Source organism: Paenibacillus sp. J22P15 (assembly GCF_056269345.1).
Window position 1 is genome coordinate 55,901 of the sequence record NZ_JBWDNT010000008.1, and the last position, 12,625, is coordinate 68,525.

The 12,625-nt window shown below is 41.6% G+C and carries 28 protein-coding genes; 26 read left to right on the plus strand and 2 right to left on the minus strand.

Annotation, left to right across the window (positions count from 1 at the left end):
• The first annotated feature begins 371 nt into the window (after positions 1–371).
• The 25 genes from AC0YN6_RS17585 (at position 372) to AC0YN6_RS17705 (ending at position 9,544) form a co-directional block, all read left to right on the plus strand.
• A complete protein-coding gene (locus AC0YN6_RS17585) occupies positions 372–620 on the plus strand; it encodes a hypothetical protein (protein ID WP_475748381.1) in 249 nt (82 codons plus the stop codon).
• Positions 621–632: 12 nt separating this feature from the next.
• On the plus strand, positions 633–902 hold the full coding sequence (locus AC0YN6_RS17590; RefSeq protein WP_475748383.1) for a hypothetical protein: 270 nt from the start codon (positions 633–635) through the stop codon (positions 900–902).
• A 524-nt stretch (positions 903–1,426) separates the two neighbouring features.
• On the plus strand, positions 1,427–1,762 hold the full coding sequence (locus AC0YN6_RS17595) for a DUF6877 family protein (protein ID WP_475748384.1): 336 nt from the start codon (positions 1,427–1,429) through the stop codon (positions 1,760–1,762).
• The gene (locus tag AC0YN6_RS17600; protein WP_475748385.1) at positions 1,762–2,103 is read left to right on the plus strand and encodes a helix-turn-helix transcriptional regulator; all 342 of its coding nucleotides are present in this window, start codon (positions 1,762–1,764) and stop codon (positions 2,101–2,103) included. The genes AC0YN6_RS17595 and AC0YN6_RS17600 overlap by 1 nt, the downstream gene beginning before the upstream one ends.
• A gap of 98 nt (positions 2,104–2,201) precedes the next feature.
• Complete coding sequence (locus AC0YN6_RS17605) at positions 2,202–2,471, plus strand: hypothetical protein (protein WP_475748386.1); 270 nt, start codon at positions 2,202–2,204, stop codon at positions 2,469–2,471.
• Positions 2,468–2,716: a hypothetical protein gene (locus AC0YN6_RS17610; protein ID WP_475748387.1), complete on the plus strand. Its 249-nt coding sequence runs from the start codon at positions 2,468–2,470 to the stop codon at positions 2,714–2,716. The genes AC0YN6_RS17605 and AC0YN6_RS17610 overlap by 4 nt, the downstream gene beginning before the upstream one ends.
• A complete protein-coding gene (locus AC0YN6_RS17615) occupies positions 2,716–2,976 on the plus strand; it encodes a hypothetical protein (protein ID WP_475748389.1) in 261 nt (86 codons plus the stop codon). Before AC0YN6_RS17610 ends, AC0YN6_RS17615 begins: the two co-directional genes overlap by 1 nt.
• Before the next feature lie 658 nt (positions 2,977–3,634).
• Positions 3,635–3,904, plus strand: coding sequence for a hypothetical protein (locus AC0YN6_RS17620; protein ID WP_475748390.1), 270 nt, complete (start codon positions 3,635–3,637; stop codon positions 3,902–3,904).
• A gap of 20 nt (positions 3,905–3,924) precedes the next feature.
• A complete protein-coding gene (locus tag AC0YN6_RS17625) occupies positions 3,925–4,146 on the plus strand; it encodes a hypothetical protein (RefSeq protein WP_475748391.1) in 222 nt (73 codons plus the stop codon).
• A complete protein-coding gene (locus AC0YN6_RS17630) occupies positions 4,146–4,382 on the plus strand; it encodes a hypothetical protein (RefSeq protein ID WP_475748392.1) in 237 nt (78 codons plus the stop codon). Before AC0YN6_RS17625 ends, AC0YN6_RS17630 begins: the two co-directional genes overlap by 1 nt.
• Positions 4,383–4,662: 280 nt before the next feature.
• Positions 4,663–4,809, plus strand: a complete 147-nt coding sequence (locus AC0YN6_RS17635; protein ID WP_475748394.1) for a hypothetical protein — start codon at positions 4,663–4,665, stop codon at positions 4,807–4,809.
• A 54-nt stretch (positions 4,810–4,863) separates the two neighbouring features.
• Positions 4,864–5,031: a hypothetical protein gene (locus AC0YN6_RS17640; protein ID WP_475748395.1), complete on the plus strand. Its 168-nt coding sequence runs from the start codon at positions 4,864–4,866 to the stop codon at positions 5,029–5,031.
• Between the two features lie 80 nt (positions 5,032–5,111).
• On the plus strand, positions 5,112–5,306 hold the full coding sequence (locus tag AC0YN6_RS17645; protein WP_475748396.1) for a hypothetical protein: 195 nt from the start codon (positions 5,112–5,114) through the stop codon (positions 5,304–5,306).
• Positions 5,303–5,554, plus strand: a complete 252-nt coding sequence (locus tag AC0YN6_RS17650; protein ID WP_475748398.1) for a hypothetical protein — start codon at positions 5,303–5,305, stop codon at positions 5,552–5,554. The genes AC0YN6_RS17645 and AC0YN6_RS17650 overlap by 4 nt, the downstream gene beginning before the upstream one ends.
• A gap of 19 nt (positions 5,555–5,573) precedes the next feature.
• Positions 5,574–5,816: a hypothetical protein gene (locus tag AC0YN6_RS17655; RefSeq protein WP_475748399.1), complete on the plus strand. Its 243-nt coding sequence runs from the start codon at positions 5,574–5,576 to the stop codon at positions 5,814–5,816.
• 143 nt (positions 5,817–5,959) lie between these two features.
• A complete protein-coding gene (locus AC0YN6_RS17660; RefSeq protein ID WP_475748400.1) occupies positions 5,960–6,220 on the plus strand; it encodes a hypothetical protein in 261 nt (86 codons plus the stop codon).
• Positions 6,221–6,267: 47 nt separating this feature from the next.
• The gene (locus AC0YN6_RS17665; protein ID WP_475748401.1) at positions 6,268–6,540 is read left to right on the plus strand and encodes a hypothetical protein; all 273 of its coding nucleotides are present in this window, start codon (positions 6,268–6,270) and stop codon (positions 6,538–6,540) included.
• A gap of 103 nt (positions 6,541–6,643) precedes the next feature.
• Positions 6,644–7,084 carry a ribonuclease HI gene (gene rnhA, locus AC0YN6_RS17670; protein ID WP_475748402.1) on the plus strand — a complete coding sequence of 147 codons (441 nt, stop codon included), beginning with the start codon at positions 6,644–6,646 and terminating at the stop codon, positions 7,082–7,084.
• A 45-nt stretch (positions 7,085–7,129) separates the two neighbouring features.
• Positions 7,130–7,405 carry a hypothetical protein gene (locus AC0YN6_RS17675; RefSeq protein ID WP_475748403.1) on the plus strand — a complete coding sequence of 92 codons (276 nt, stop codon included), beginning with the start codon at positions 7,130–7,132 and terminating at the stop codon, positions 7,403–7,405.
• Between the two features lie 118 nt (positions 7,406–7,523).
• Positions 7,524–7,739 carry a type II toxin-antitoxin system HicB family antitoxin gene (locus AC0YN6_RS17680; RefSeq protein ID WP_475748404.1) on the plus strand — a complete coding sequence of 72 codons (216 nt, stop codon included), beginning with the start codon at positions 7,524–7,526 and terminating at the stop codon, positions 7,737–7,739.
• Between the two features lie 26 nt (positions 7,740–7,765).
• Positions 7,766–7,963 (plus strand): type II toxin-antitoxin system HicA family toxin, encoded by a 198-nt coding sequence (locus AC0YN6_RS17685; protein WP_475748631.1) that lies wholly within the window; start codon positions 7,766–7,768, stop codon positions 7,961–7,963.
• 113 nt (positions 7,964–8,076) lie between these two features.
• Positions 8,077–8,352 (plus strand): hypothetical protein, encoded by a 276-nt coding sequence (locus AC0YN6_RS17690; RefSeq protein WP_475748405.1) that lies wholly within the window; start codon positions 8,077–8,079, stop codon positions 8,350–8,352.
• Positions 8,353–8,839: 487 nt separating this feature from the next.
• The gene (locus tag AC0YN6_RS17695; RefSeq protein ID WP_475748406.1) at positions 8,840–9,043 is read left to right on the plus strand and encodes a hypothetical protein; all 204 of its coding nucleotides are present in this window, start codon (positions 8,840–8,842) and stop codon (positions 9,041–9,043) included.
• On the plus strand, positions 9,027–9,308 hold the full coding sequence (locus AC0YN6_RS17700) for a hypothetical protein (protein ID WP_475748407.1): 282 nt from the start codon (positions 9,027–9,029) through the stop codon (positions 9,306–9,308). Before AC0YN6_RS17695 ends, AC0YN6_RS17700 begins: the two co-directional genes overlap by 17 nt.
• Positions 9,296–9,544 (plus strand): hypothetical protein, encoded by a 249-nt coding sequence (locus AC0YN6_RS17705; RefSeq protein ID WP_475748408.1) that lies wholly within the window; start codon positions 9,296–9,298, stop codon positions 9,542–9,544. The genes AC0YN6_RS17700 and AC0YN6_RS17705 overlap by 13 nt, the downstream gene beginning before the upstream one ends.
• Before the next feature lie 35 nt (positions 9,545–9,579).
• On the opposite strand, the gene AC0YN6_RS17710 is transcribed toward AC0YN6_RS17705, so the two are convergent.
• Together AC0YN6_RS17710 and AC0YN6_RS17715 are read right to left on the minus strand one after the other, a co-directional pair.
• Positions 9,580–10,920: an FtsZ/tubulin family protein gene (locus AC0YN6_RS17710; RefSeq protein ID WP_475748409.1), complete on the minus strand. Its 1,341-nt coding sequence runs from the start codon at positions 10,918–10,920 to the stop codon at positions 9,580–9,582.
• 26 nt (positions 10,921–10,946) lie between these two features.
• Entirely contained in the window at positions 10,947–11,309 is a 363-nt protein-coding gene (locus AC0YN6_RS17715) for a hypothetical protein (RefSeq protein ID WP_475748410.1), read from the minus strand.
• 366 nt (positions 11,310–11,675) lie between these two features.
• On the opposite strand from AC0YN6_RS17715, the gene AC0YN6_RS17720 reads away from it, so the two are divergent.
• Entirely contained in the window at positions 11,676–12,536 is an 861-nt protein-coding gene (locus AC0YN6_RS17720; RefSeq protein WP_475748411.1) for a hypothetical protein, read from the plus strand.
• Positions 12,537–12,625 lie beyond the last annotated feature (89 nt).

The following is a 12,625-nucleotide window of genomic DNA, read 5'->3' on the forward strand; positions in this document are numbered from 1 at the left end:
CCAGTTCATCCTGATTCATGTTACATGATGACGCACTATACATCCGGCTCCTCGTGAGCCCTGCCAAGCAGACGATAACCCCTTCCTCTCTCCTTCTATCCCTATTGCACCAATCAAACATGCGATGCCTCACAAGCCATCCTGAAGCATATGGTGGCATATACTCGTCGGCAACGAAACCTGGGGAGACTCAGCTCAATTGTTGGCACATACCCTTTGGACCCCCGCGAGGGGGAGGAAGCACATACCTTCCATAGTTGGCATCCTAAAAGTGTCCCAATCCCCCGCGATAATTCCCAGCTTTATTTGTATTTGTCATCTGTGTCATAATACTGTAATGTGTTACATTATTCCTTATTGGAGGTTTGTATATGTCATCAATTAAATATGCGCATCCTACATTGCGAGGCAAGCATAAAGTGTCTGTTACTCGTCCTATGGGTAAGATGCTATATCACGAGCTCCTATCTGTGGAGCATGTTCCATTTGAGACTTCTGATCGTGCTGGTGAATCTGAGGATGGTGGTCGTACATTTCCTGTTATCGAGAAGATAGGCTATGTGTCTTCTGATACAGAGGATCGACTTGTATCCTTGGGTTATACTGTTCGTAAAATATAGGAGGTATGCTACATGAATATTACTAATGAACAACGTAACCAGAATGCTGATGTGTTTAAGTCGCTTCATGATTTGTTTAAAGCTTTGTTCCCTATATATCAAGGAGTGAATCACTATGGTTGGCGTATACACCATATGGAGCATGGCAGTCATTCTATTGATAATGATGCCTTCATGAGGATCGTGCATGTACTAGTGGCTTCAGGCTATGTAGAGTATCATGGTGGTCAGGATATATATCGACCTTCTGAGCTAGGCATATCGAGATTGAATCTACTATAGTCTACTATGCATCATATACTCTTCTCTAGTTGATGATAGTCTATATGGTGTATTCCCTCTCCTATATGTTATGGGGAGGGCTTTATTTTTTCTTCTTTGTCATTCCTTCGGAACGACGCCAAAACCTTAGATCAGACAGACTCTTTGATTTCGTGCTACAATATGCAAGATGATAGCATTAGAGAAGGAGTCTTTTATTATGTTCGATACTGAAATGACCTGTCGTACTGGGTATCCATATAACAAATGTGGAGAAGTGATCCCATTTAATCTCCCTAGTAACAGGGATTACGTTAATGTCACATGTCCGAGATGCAGAGTTTCTTACTTGATTGACGTTAAGGAAGAGAAGATGAACATCGTGCGTCGCAATACTATCAAGCTAAAGTAGTATCTATTATCAAGAAGCTTCTAGTCCGGCAAATAGTCGGGCTTTTTTATTTGTCATTCTATAATGCAATGTGCTACATTATTTGTGTTGTCATGCCCTTTTCACCTATACTAAACTATGAGGAGTTGCCTATATGCTATATAACCTTACTGAACTTGTTGATACTGGTGTTGTTGAAGAAAGCACTGTGATTGCTTTGATTGATAGTTTTACTGTTAGTTGCCGTACGATTGGTGACTCTTGCTTTACAGATGAAGCGGGCTTTCAGGAGCTTCAGAAGTATGTGAAGCATGATTATGTATCGTCAGAGATTAATAGGCTGATTGGTGAGTATGACTTCCCTACTGAAGTGTTGCTTGATGTGAGTAGTCGGCTTCGCGATAGTGCTGATCCTAATTATGCAGCACAGCAGCTTCGATACTTGAATAGGTTTGTTAGTTCTGGATATGCGAAAAGAAGGGTTGGTTGATGATGGCTACTATAGGAGATAACATTAAGCACTATCGTAAGCAGAGGCAGTTGACTCAAGATCAGCTGTCTAAGCTCGCAAATATATCGAGATCCTATCTTGCTGACTTGGAGAGGAATCGATATAATCCCAGCTTGTATACACTTTCCACTTTAGCAAGGATGTTGGACGTTGATACGTCGGATCTATTAAGAGAAGAAAGTGCGCCTGTGCTTACTAACGATAAGAAGTTCAAGTTTGTCTGCTTGCAATGTGGAGATGAGGATGCAATTGTATATCCTGACTTTGATCATGTTGTCCATGTATCTTGTGGCGCATGTGGTAATAAGGATACATTCTGATGGAGTACCCACTAATGTTAATTTGGTTGTTTGTTTCAGGATTCGTAGCGGGCAGGATTTCTCAGAAGAAGAGGCGTAGGCGTAGATGAGGTGCTTTAATGGAGCTTATGACGTCTTACAATGATCGCATAGTGGTTACAGCTGCTGAGCATATGATACCTGGTGTGATGTATGCTTTCGACTTTGCAATATTAGATGATTCTCCCGTCCACTATATAGCTAGATGCAAGAAGCACATAGGTGGTAAGTATGCTGATCGCATCTTTTTTGATGTGATATGGCGAAGCAGTGATGACACCCGCTCCATTGTCTCCCTATATAGTGGCGGCATACATAATATTAAGCATCATTGGAGGATTGAGTCATGAACCTACTATCTACATATCGCTACATGCTGATTAATCGTAAGCACATACTGTTGGATGGATGCCTGTATTATCTGGATGAGCATCTGGTTTTGCAATTGAAGACTGGTGCTCAGGTGTCAGGCAAGCTTTATTCGATTGGGCATACTTATATCACCCTAGATGGTGCTATTTACTTTAGGGTTAAGATTGAGGACATTGTTTGTGTGATGATGTCCTTTCCTCTGGATAATATGGAGCTTGTGTGATGGGAGCTAAACCATTAAAGCGTTGCTCCTTTTCTAGAGATGGCGTTAATCATTATGCTCGCCTGCAGCGGACTGGTGATAGATTCCCTCAGCCTGCTAGAATCATCGTCTATAAAGAATACTATGAGCATGTGGGCGGTGTTAGTGGTATGGAGACTATATCGATATATGATAGGATCTTTGAAGACTGGGATTATGCGCATGCTGTTTATGGTGAGATACTGCGCCGGTCTGATCCGAATAGCGTTAAAGAATTTTGATTGAGGTGTCGCAATGGATATGCTTAGCCTATATAGAGAGATTGTTATTAAGGAGATATATTCGCGGGTCCCGCTCCATCCGCTGGTCGCTGGTGAGACATATTGGATTCACTGTGCTGATGGCTATTATATATTCGGCGAGCTTGAGAAAGGTTTTCTCTACCATGATGGTGTGGCTTACCATACCTTCTCTCCCGCCACCCTATACTATCGCAATCAGGAACCGGAGAGCCTTCCGTGGTTTGGCTTATCCTTGGCTGAGATGCTATCTATACGGAGGTGCTCATGAATCTATTAGCTGCTTATCCCTATATAAGGCATGATAGAGGATCGAGGTATCATGTTCTCTATAAAAGATATGCTACCGATATAAGCTTTGTTGGTGATCTCCACTCTATTTCGGAGCAAGGATACATCTTTACGGATTGCTTGGGATACATCAATCATGTGGGTGTCTCTGTTCCTGTTGCCACTATATATGCTCATGAGTTTATGACGATGCGGCTTATTAAGGATTGATAGTAGTCTACTGTGAGTCAGGGGTATGCCTTCTCTTCTTTTTCTTTTGTCGATCCTTCGGAACGACGCCAAAACCTATTTCGATACACCGTATCATGCTATAATGTATACCGATTCTATTCAGAGGAGGTACATGCTGTTGAGCGAACATCTAGATTACCAAGTACATATTGATTTCGATGGCATATCCTATTCGAGCTATAAGGGCATTGTCGTGAAGCTAGATTACCTTATCGTTCGCGTGTTTTTTAGCGGAGACTTTGGTGTCGATCGAGCTTCATTGAAAGAATGGTTTGACGAATTATCTGATGACGATTCCTCTTGTGATTGGGAGGAGCTTGAGGATATTTGGAAAATGGGTAGACTATATGAGAAACATAAGATGGAGATGGAAATGGAAGACCAATAGCCAATTACACTGGAGGTGGCATGATGGAATTGCTTTCTTCCTATATGATCAGATTCCTATCGCTGATCCCACGCAAGTCTGTTGTTACGATTACTGTTACGAATAGCTTCGGTCCTGGTACTCACCTTGTAACCGGTGTTCTTAATGGTGTTCATGAGGGTGATGCGTATGTTAAGTCAGATGGTCTTCATGGCATCCCTGCCTGCCGTATAGTTGGCGTGAAGATATTGGAGGTGCATTGATGGAGTTGATTACAGCATATACTGGATCCGTATCCATAAAGGGAGAATTGTTTCGTGCTGGTGAAGCTGTCACTTATATCTTGAAAGACATGCCTTATGGTGTGGATTGGGATGACGGTGTTATTCAGAGATTTACGAGTGATGGTGTCGTTGTAGTTCGCCGCGGCATATCTAAACTTTTGCCATATGAGAATATTGATGCGATCGTTGGCATCTTTATATCGGAGCTTCGATAATGGAGCTCCTATCTTCCTATTGCAATCACGATCCCTTCGGGACTTATGCCCGCTTCGGTGTAATTATTATGCCTGGCGATACTATAGCTTATCGAATAAGAGATGGTACTTGTTTCACAGATGTCATTAGTCATATCTACAACGATAGCATTTCAATCATGACTCCATCTGGAAACCTTATATTTTTGCAGGATTATGCTATTTCGTCTGTTGAGCTATGTCATAGAGCCTAACGGCTCCGGATTCATGTTGATGATTCTTATAAAGGAGATGTTTCTTAATGGATTTCACTTGGATTATTGTTATAACCGGCGTCGCTATTTCTGGCATATCCTTGCTTCTAACCTACTTGATAGATCGATCCCCGATTAATCAGTTAAATAATCAATATGCGGCTGATCAAGATAAAGGAAAGCATGTAAGATGAGGAACCTTCGGGTTCCTTTTTTATTTGTCCACCTATATAGAGGAGATGATGACTGTGAATGCAGTATTGGATATTGATATCGAAGTACAGAAGCTTGATAAGAATTACGGCAAAGCCTGTGTTCAGTGTTTCTCATGTGGAGATGCTACATGGGTGGATTGGAGCATGAAGCGGGATCTACATACATGCATCCCTTGCCAAGATCCTTCGGCTTTCTTCTGATTGCATTGCGTTACAAGTTAAGGCATTGCTCCTTAACAGTCGCCTATTCTTGCTGATTCTAATTATAAGGAGTGTTATTTATGTCTACAGCTAATATTGAAATGGGGCAGCATTATCATGTTGTCCTTTCTTGTGGTACCCGTCTTCAAGGCATTGTGAATAGTATATTCTTCGGTGCATTTACCATGAAGCCTACTGAGCCTACGAAGTATCGCTCATATATTGTTCCTGTTCACAATGTAAAGATCGTATCTCCAGTGGTTTTGCCACTATGAAGAAACTACTATTGCTGCTGTCTCTGTCCATTGCCATGTATATCGCTATCTCTAACTCCCCTGCCGATCCTGTTGATCGGTTTGTTGTGCATCATATGCAGGCTGGTGATTCAGTCACCTCTGTCCTGATTAAATACAATCCTGACTACAGTGTAGATGAGGATCTGATCCACCAGGTCGTGCTATTAAATCCGTCCGTTAAATCATTTGAAGCGGGATCCGAGTTACTTATTCCTGTCTTCAAGTAAATATAGGGAGTTGAGCGATATGAGCGTCATTATTGACAAACTTGTTGATGAAGGAAGGATCCTTATCGCTCAGGAATCCTCTCCTGATGATACCAAGAGGGGTGATCGTATGCTGTTTACCCCTAATGGTGATGTTTGGTTTAGAGGCTGCAAGGTTATGTTTCCGAAGCCTATGATTCGTATTGATGGAGAGTATCAAAAATTAGAACTGTCTGATTATGCCGCGACTATTGGTCTCAGTGTAGTCATGATAGTATCATAAAGGAGTGTTATCAGTGAAAGAAAAGCTTATTGCGATTAGTGCCTTTTCTATAGGAGGCACTGCCCTTGTTGCTGGTGTCGGATACGGTCTAATGAAATACTTTGTATGGTTCTACAATATTGTCTCATAGGAGAGTGTTTTGTATGAATAAAGCATTGAATGCATCTGTTTTTCAAACAGTGATTCGTCTTATCAACTTGAATGACAGCGTTTGGATTAATATCGACGCTGTACCTAATATGCATAAAGAGTTTAATCGTTGTTTTGAATCAAATGATACGATTATTGAATCTGTTGAGATCATGATTAAGCATGGATTCATCTCTGTTCGTGAAGGATTCATGGGTGTTAAGATGATCAAGCCTTCTGAGCTTGGCATACAGCGCCTTCACGCTTGTTCTTAAAATTCCGCCGTCCATCATGGGTGAGCATATAATTAGGAGTGTTTATTATGTGGAAACAGTTTACTGATTGTGTGAAAGACGTCTTAATTCGCTCGTTTATTGAGGCTGCTATGAAGAAGCAGAATACAGGTGCCGCTATCTTGTTCGTGGATAGTTATATTGAGCAGCCTTCTCTTTATTTTATCCCAGATCATACTGTTGTATTCGACACTGCCCGGATTCAGGAAAAAGCAAAGTCTTTGGGGCTTAGTCTTCTGAATTTTCTCACTCTTCTTGTTGAGGACACTACGCGATTGATCTATGCGAATCGAGCTGCATAATCCCATGTTCGTATGAGCGAACTAAAACAGACCATTAGGCTCATAGCGTTCCGGCAATCTGCCGGAGGTTGGTACACTAAACTATATAAAGGAGTTGTTGTTTATGAAACACATTACAATATATACAGACGGTGCATGTTCGGGTAATCCAGGTCCAGGAGGTTGGGCTTGTGTACTTCTTCACGGTGAGCACCAGAAAGAAATTTCAGGATCTGCCGAGCACTCCACCAATAACCGCATGGAGTTGACTGCTGTCATCGAAGGGCTCAAAGCCCTCAAGTATCCTTGTGAGGCTGAGGTTTGCTCTGATTCTGCGTATGTCATTAATGCCATTCAGAAGAAATGGATTGATAGCTGGCAGCGTAACAATTGGAAGAAGGCTGACAAAAAGCCTGTAGAGAATCAGGATCTATGGCAGCAACTCCTCCCGCTTCTAACCACCCACAAGGTTACATTTACCAAGGTCAAAGGTCACGCTGGCATTATCTTTAATGAGCGTTGTGATGAGCTGGCCAAATCTGCTTCACGATTGGTTTTGGCATAAGGGCGGACTTCCCCCGCCCCACTACATAATAAGGAGCTGTATCGTATGAGTAATATAGAATCTTTATCTCATGCATGTGAATTATTTGAATCCGTCATCCTGGATCTTGCCAGCGATGACATTCACCTATCTGTTATTCAAAAGAGTGATCTGCCCTATGGTCAGAAGTATGTTGTTTCTTATCAGAATGAGACCGCTATAGCCAAGCTTCAGCACGGCTATAAGGGAATCAAGTTTGCTTATCAGGGCGCTGACAATAAGGCACTGTTACTGCTTCATAGATATTTCCCTACTCATTTGCACATCAAAGGAGTTGTTTAGTGAAAATTGATGAGCTTTTTCCTCCCCACCCCACCCGCAACAGGATTCTATAGATTGTCAACATTCTTTCATGTATAATATGGATGTATTCTGATTATAATAAGGAGGCTGAATCGAGGTGAGACCTTTGAAGATTCCTGTTATATTTACCGATGGCGAGGATGGATACATTGTCGCAAGATGTCCTGTGCTGCCAGGCTGTGTGTCTCAAGGTAAGACAAAAGAAGAAGCTGCTAAGAATATCATAGAAGCCATCGAGGGCTGCATCGAAGTTCGCCGTGAGATGGGCATGACTGATATTGAGAGCATGACTGAAGTGGAGGTAGCTATTTAGTGCCTCCTCTTCCCGTTGTTTCAGGTATGGAAGCAAGAAAGGCATTCGAGAAAGCCGGATGGATGTTTCGCAGACAAAGTGGCTCTCATATGATTCTTGCTAAAGTAAACTGCCCTATTGTTCTTTCTATACCTAATCATAGAACTTTAGATCGCGGTACATTGCGTAGCCTGATCTCTGATTCAGGATTAACAGTTAATCAGTTTAATAATTATTTAGGTTAGTACAAGCTCCCTGCTTAGGGGGCTTTTTTATTTTGCCATTACATATTGCAACGTGACACTTTTGTATTGTCATGCTATATTTTACACTGCATAACTATTAAGGAGGTTAACTAATGGATCTGTTGGCAACCTATAATAATCCAACCCTTATGCTTTCCTCTGGTAATATGTATTGGATAGAGAGCACATCATATTATTATCGCGGCACTTATAGTGGTAAGGCCTTGGTGCTTGACGTCTTACATCATGATTTTAGAGATGTCACAGCATATCGTCGAGATGGTAACACGTTTCGCCCCATTCATCATCATTCCGTTTTGTTCCTGCTGCCGCTTGAAATTAAGAGAGTTCGATTCAATAATCATGAGGTATACAGTAGGTCGTCTTAGCCCAGCACAAATAGGTCATCAGCGTCCCGATAACCCAACTTTCATCAAGTGTACACCTTAATTACTTGTTGGCACATGGTGAATCCCCAGATGACTTCTTCGGCATATGATCTTTGCCTCATCTATGTATGTGCACCTGTGTGATCCCTATCCGCGGTGGATCATTATCATTATGTCCAATCTAGTAATCTATTATTCGTGCACCCTTCAGGTATTTAATAGATACCGGCCTAACGGCCGAGGTTCATGTCGATGTAAAAATGACATGGAGGCGATCTATTATGCACTCAGAAAAATGCACACGTTGTAATGGAACTGGAGTCACAGTTTTTAAACACATTCAGTCTGGTCGTTGTTTTAAATGCGGCGGGGCTGGCGTTGTAAACTATCGACAATACGTTGCTCATGCAGTTATTAATAAAAAGAAGTCAGCCTCATAGCATTGGGGCTTCTTCATATCATATAGCAAGAGGAGCTGCTCATTATCATGGCAGAGAAGATCGGTAAGTTTCATTGCTGCGCCAGCTGCATGCATTATAGGATTCATAAGAACCATCCCGAGGCGAAGCATATTTGTTCGCGCCTTGGCTTTGTTACTCAGCCTAAGTTTGTGTTTGATTGCTGGGTTCCGAGCATTCGTGTCATGAAGAGAATTATTAAGGAGCAGACTGATCATGGAGTTACTCGCTAACTATGAAGTGCTTTCCCCTCTCACTCCAGAAGATATGTTGCCTGGTCGGACGTATCGTTTCACATATCGTAAGGAAGCTGATTCTGATCCTCTTTACGTTATTGCCGAGTTTGTCGGACACCATGGCATTGAAGGCACGGTTCATTCTAAATTCTGCAAGATAGCTATTTCCAAAGATGGCGTTAACACGACTCCCTGGCATCAGGATCAGAGTCTGATGAAGAGAAAGATTGATGATGTGGTGACCTACCCATGGAGCTATTAAGTTCGTATCATTCTCTTGTTCCAATCCTCTCCTTTGATGGATACTGTTTTGGTCTTGGTGAGATCATAACCGTCATTCGGATTGATATTGATGATTCTAGTATTGAGCCCTATGAGACATTCGGCAGACTGAATCAGATTTCATCAGATTTCATCATAATCGGGGTTGGATTCAGATATGATCAGCCTGTTGTTATTGGTCGTGAAGAAATCAGATCCATCTATGGCTACAGATAGAAAAAAGCTCGCCGGTTTATTGGCGAGCTTTTTTCTTAGATGTCATCAAGTGTTATTCGTTTTTTCTCTACTGGTGCTGCCCCTGTATTCAGATCATCAAGTGTAATTTTCTTTTTATCTGAAGCCACGGTGGTTTTTGAAAACACACTATCAAACCCTTCCAGCGCAGCACTTGCTTGACGCGCTGCAAGCTCTCGCTCTTCTTTACGTTTCTTTTCATCATTGTATTTATTCATTAGTGATTCAAGTATGGTATCTGGTAGTTTTGGTGTCACTGCTAGACCAATTAAGTATGATGTCTGTGTAGCTAAGCTTGTTTGACTCACGGATGAGTGCAAGATACTCGGCCTACCAAGTATTTTATTAGCAACAGGCTTTACTTGATCTACTACTGAAGGAGGCAAATTCTTTTGATGCTTACTCGTGATAAGGGCAATTCCGCCCGCTATTGTGTTGTTAACCTCTAAAGTGGCAAAAACTTCATTGTCTTTGAATAACATATCGATCTCATATTCGATTTTAGTATCATCATTATAAATAAATTCCCTTTTGTTTATTGTTAGCCAACCAGGAGTTGTTAATATTTCAATCAACTCAGCTGAGTCCATTGAAACTTGACCCGCCAGAAGCGGCAATGTCATCACTTCAAAGAAAGTTCTGGCAAGCATAACATTACTGTAATCAAGAGCTCTGAATGCTTTATTGTTAAATACAAAAGGATCATCCTTCTCGTAATAGTTTCTTATTAACTCGTTATCTACAAGAATGACAGATCCTATTTTCTTTTCACTGATTAGATCTTGTAAGTATTTCAATCCAGATAGGGCGTTTTGCCAAATGTCAGGATTAGATTCATCTCGGGCAGGCAAAGATGCAATAACAAGAATTGTTGAGTTACCTTTCTCTGTTATTTTTCCTGCCATCTCACGAACTTTATTGAACCATTCTGTCGCCGTTGGTATCGCTCCGTTACCTTGTCCTCCACCGAGAGCAACAGTAATTACGAGTAGATCGCAGTCTTGTGTATCGATTGCGATTTTCTTAAATGCATTGACGTTTTTTTGTGCAATTACGTGTCCTATTCCGGCATTTTTAGCCGTGCCCTCCAACTTTCCACGATCTGGATCCGTTAGAATTATTTTTTTTTCAATGTCAGTATGCTCCATCATATCTACCGTAGCTGAATTTACCATCCATATATCCCAGCCAAATCGAGCCAACTCTGCTCCTTTTCGGCCCCCGCCTTGACCAAGAGTGACAATGTTTACATTTAGTATGTCCGTTAGTCGCTCCCCCACTTCTGGAGTTGTAGCAAACGGTGCGATTGTTGCTTTAATTGCTCCAAGATTCATTTCTTTGAAGTCGGATTTAATCATTTATTATTCCCCTTTCGATTTTGAAATCATAAACTACTCATAAATTGCTTGTATTCATCGTCATTTACCTTAACAAAATGTTCTTTTTTCATGCTCAAATCGTTGATTAAGTATAGGACGAGCTGCTCTCCTCGTCTTGTAGGAAAGTATGGCGTGCTTGAACCTTTTTCGTTTCTTGCAATGAAGCGTGTAGCTTCTAATATTAAGAAGGAATTATCATACCTCCTCCTTTTACTTCCCCAGTCCGGTAAGTAAGATTTTTTAAATCCACCTCTTTCCCTAAATCTCCAAACTTGCTGAAAGATATGCATTACATCATCGTCCTGTAAATTTGTAGCGAGTAGTGCTAGTGCCTCAGGCTCGTACTCTATGTTATCGAATGGATTCACTGCGATACTCCTTTCAACTTATTTTACCCTTTTGTGCCTGCGGTTCCTTATGAACCATTTGTGGTTCCTCATGAACCATTATATACGCTTTTTGGTTCTTTATGAACCACATCGATATAGCTATACTTTAGCACGCTGATTCATGATTGACAAGCCAAATAGTTCCTTTTTTCATCAGATTTGCGCAGAAAACAATCTGATATGATCTGATGTGCGCTGATATAGCTCAAATTGACTCAGATTTCATTAGATTGTATTAGTTTTTCTCATATTACTCTATTTTACTAGGTTATTCTCAAATCTGATTGGCACCCTATTATGTTAGAATGGATCAGATTATGATAGAATAGAAACTGAGGTGATCTGATGGATAATGGAAATAGATCTGCTCAGATGAGTGAGCGTCTTGCTCAGGAGTTCAAGCAGGATCCGCTGTACAAGCTGATCACGAAGCTTGACTTGCTTGATAGCTTGTTTGATGAGTATATGGAGGCACTGCGAGAGGGTGTCGACTACACAACCACAGACTTTGAAGAGTGGTACTGCACGCAGAAGGAGACGGCGGACTACTTAGGCACCGGCTCTACGATGCGCAGTTGGCAGAAGTCATTGAACACATACGTGGAAGCTAGGATGAGTGGAAGAACGGTATTCATGGATTATCAATCGGTGTTTCGTCTAAAGATGGCCCTCTTGCTTCGTAAGCAAAACGTGAAGCTGTCTCGTGTGTCCGAACTGGTTGGCCTGGTCAATAGCGGCAACATACGAGTAATCGAGGAAGGCTACAATACAGAAGACGCGTCCTTGGCTGATCCATTTGCCGGCGGTGAGAATCGGCAAGCTGCTTTTGCAGAGTTCATCAATAAGCTAGTCGATGAGAAACTCAATGCCAAGCTCATGCTGATGCCTAACAATGAAGATATTCAGGAAGTCATCCGTATCGAAACAGAGCAGATCAGAGCAGAAATGAACGAAAACCTGAGTGGTATAGCTACTCAGTTATCAGAGTTTCAAAAGCTGATGAAATCTGATGAAGAGTTTACGAAGATGGAAGAGATCGTCAAAGATATGCGGAAAGACTCTGAGACTAGGGACAAGATCCTCATGGAGCAGACCAGGAAACTGATTGATGACAAGAAGATTCTGTCAGAGGAAAAGGATGAAATGCGTAAGGAACTTATTAGTGGGCTACCGTGGTTTGTTCGCATGTTTATGAAAAAAGGGTAGGAGCTGCACCATGGGCTACCTGCCTTTTTTCTTTATGTAACTTAAACCCATTGGCTAACGCCAATTGATTCTTATTGTTATATGATAGG

Excerpts from the sequence above, each read along its gene's own strand:
- AC0YN6_RS17585 (WP_475748381.1), top strand. The coding sequence starts at position 372 with ATGTCATCAATTAAATATGCGCATCCTACATTGCGAGGCAAGCATAAA.
- AC0YN6_RS17590 (WP_475748383.1), top strand. The coding sequence starts at position 633 with ATGAATATTACTAATGAACAACGTAACCAGAATGCTGATGTGTTTAAG.
- AC0YN6_RS17595 (WP_475748384.1), top strand. The coding sequence starts at position 1,427 with ATGCTATATAACCTTACTGAACTTGTTGATACTGGTGTTGTTGAAGAA.
- AC0YN6_RS17600 (WP_475748385.1), top strand. The coding sequence starts at position 1,762 with ATGATGGCTACTATAGGAGATAACATTAAGCACTATCGTAAGCAGAGG.
- AC0YN6_RS17605 (WP_475748386.1), top strand. The coding sequence starts at position 2,202 with ATGGAGCTTATGACGTCTTACAATGATCGCATAGTGGTTACAGCTGCT.
- AC0YN6_RS17610 (WP_475748387.1), top strand. The coding sequence starts at position 2,468 with ATGAACCTACTATCTACATATCGCTACATGCTGATTAATCGTAAGCAC.
- AC0YN6_RS17615 (WP_475748389.1), top strand. The coding sequence starts at position 2,716 with ATGGGAGCTAAACCATTAAAGCGTTGCTCCTTTTCTAGAGATGGCGTT.
- AC0YN6_RS17625 (WP_475748391.1), top strand. The coding sequence starts at position 3,925 with ATGATGGAATTGCTTTCTTCCTATATGATCAGATTCCTATCGCTGATC.
- AC0YN6_RS17630 (WP_475748392.1), top strand. The coding sequence starts at position 4,146 with ATGGAGTTGATTACAGCATATACTGGATCCGTATCCATAAAGGGAGAA.
- AC0YN6_RS17635 (WP_475748394.1), top strand. The coding sequence starts at position 4,663 with ATGGATTTCACTTGGATTATTGTTATAACCGGCGTCGCTATTTCTGGC.
- AC0YN6_RS17645 (WP_475748396.1), top strand. The coding sequence starts at position 5,112 with ATGTCTACAGCTAATATTGAAATGGGGCAGCATTATCATGTTGTCCTT.
- AC0YN6_RS17650 (WP_475748398.1), top strand. The coding sequence starts at position 5,303 with ATGAAGAAACTACTATTGCTGCTGTCTCTGTCCATTGCCATGTATATC.
- AC0YN6_RS17655 (WP_475748399.1), top strand. The coding sequence starts at position 5,574 with ATGAGCGTCATTATTGACAAACTTGTTGATGAAGGAAGGATCCTTATC.
- AC0YN6_RS17660 (WP_475748400.1), top strand. The coding sequence starts at position 5,960 with ATGAATAAAGCATTGAATGCATCTGTTTTTCAAACAGTGATTCGTCTT.
- AC0YN6_RS17665 (WP_475748401.1), top strand. The coding sequence starts at position 6,268 with ATGTGGAAACAGTTTACTGATTGTGTGAAAGACGTCTTAATTCGCTCG.
- rnhA (WP_475748402.1), top strand. The coding sequence starts at position 6,644 with ATGAAACACATTACAATATATACAGACGGTGCATGTTCGGGTAATCCA.
- AC0YN6_RS17675 (WP_475748403.1), top strand. The coding sequence starts at position 7,130 with ATGAGTAATATAGAATCTTTATCTCATGCATGTGAATTATTTGAATCC.
- AC0YN6_RS17685 (WP_475748631.1), top strand. The coding sequence starts at position 7,766 with ATGGAAGCAAGAAAGGCATTCGAGAAAGCCGGATGGATGTTTCGCAGA.
- AC0YN6_RS17690 (WP_475748405.1), top strand. The coding sequence starts at position 8,077 with ATGGATCTGTTGGCAACCTATAATAATCCAACCCTTATGCTTTCCTCT.
- AC0YN6_RS17695 (WP_475748406.1), top strand. The coding sequence starts at position 8,840 with ATGGCAGAGAAGATCGGTAAGTTTCATTGCTGCGCCAGCTGCATGCAT.
- AC0YN6_RS17700 (WP_475748407.1), top strand. The coding sequence starts at position 9,027 with ATGGAGTTACTCGCTAACTATGAAGTGCTTTCCCCTCTCACTCCAGAA.
- AC0YN6_RS17705 (WP_475748408.1), top strand. The coding sequence starts at position 9,296 with ATGGAGCTATTAAGTTCGTATCATTCTCTTGTTCCAATCCTCTCCTTT.
- AC0YN6_RS17710 (WP_475748409.1), bottom strand. The coding sequence starts at position 10,920 with ATGATTAAATCCGACTTCAAAGAAATGAATCTTGGAGCAATTAAAGCA.
- AC0YN6_RS17720 (WP_475748411.1), top strand. The coding sequence starts at position 11,676 with ATGGATAATGGAAATAGATCTGCTCAGATGAGTGAGCGTCTTGCTCAG.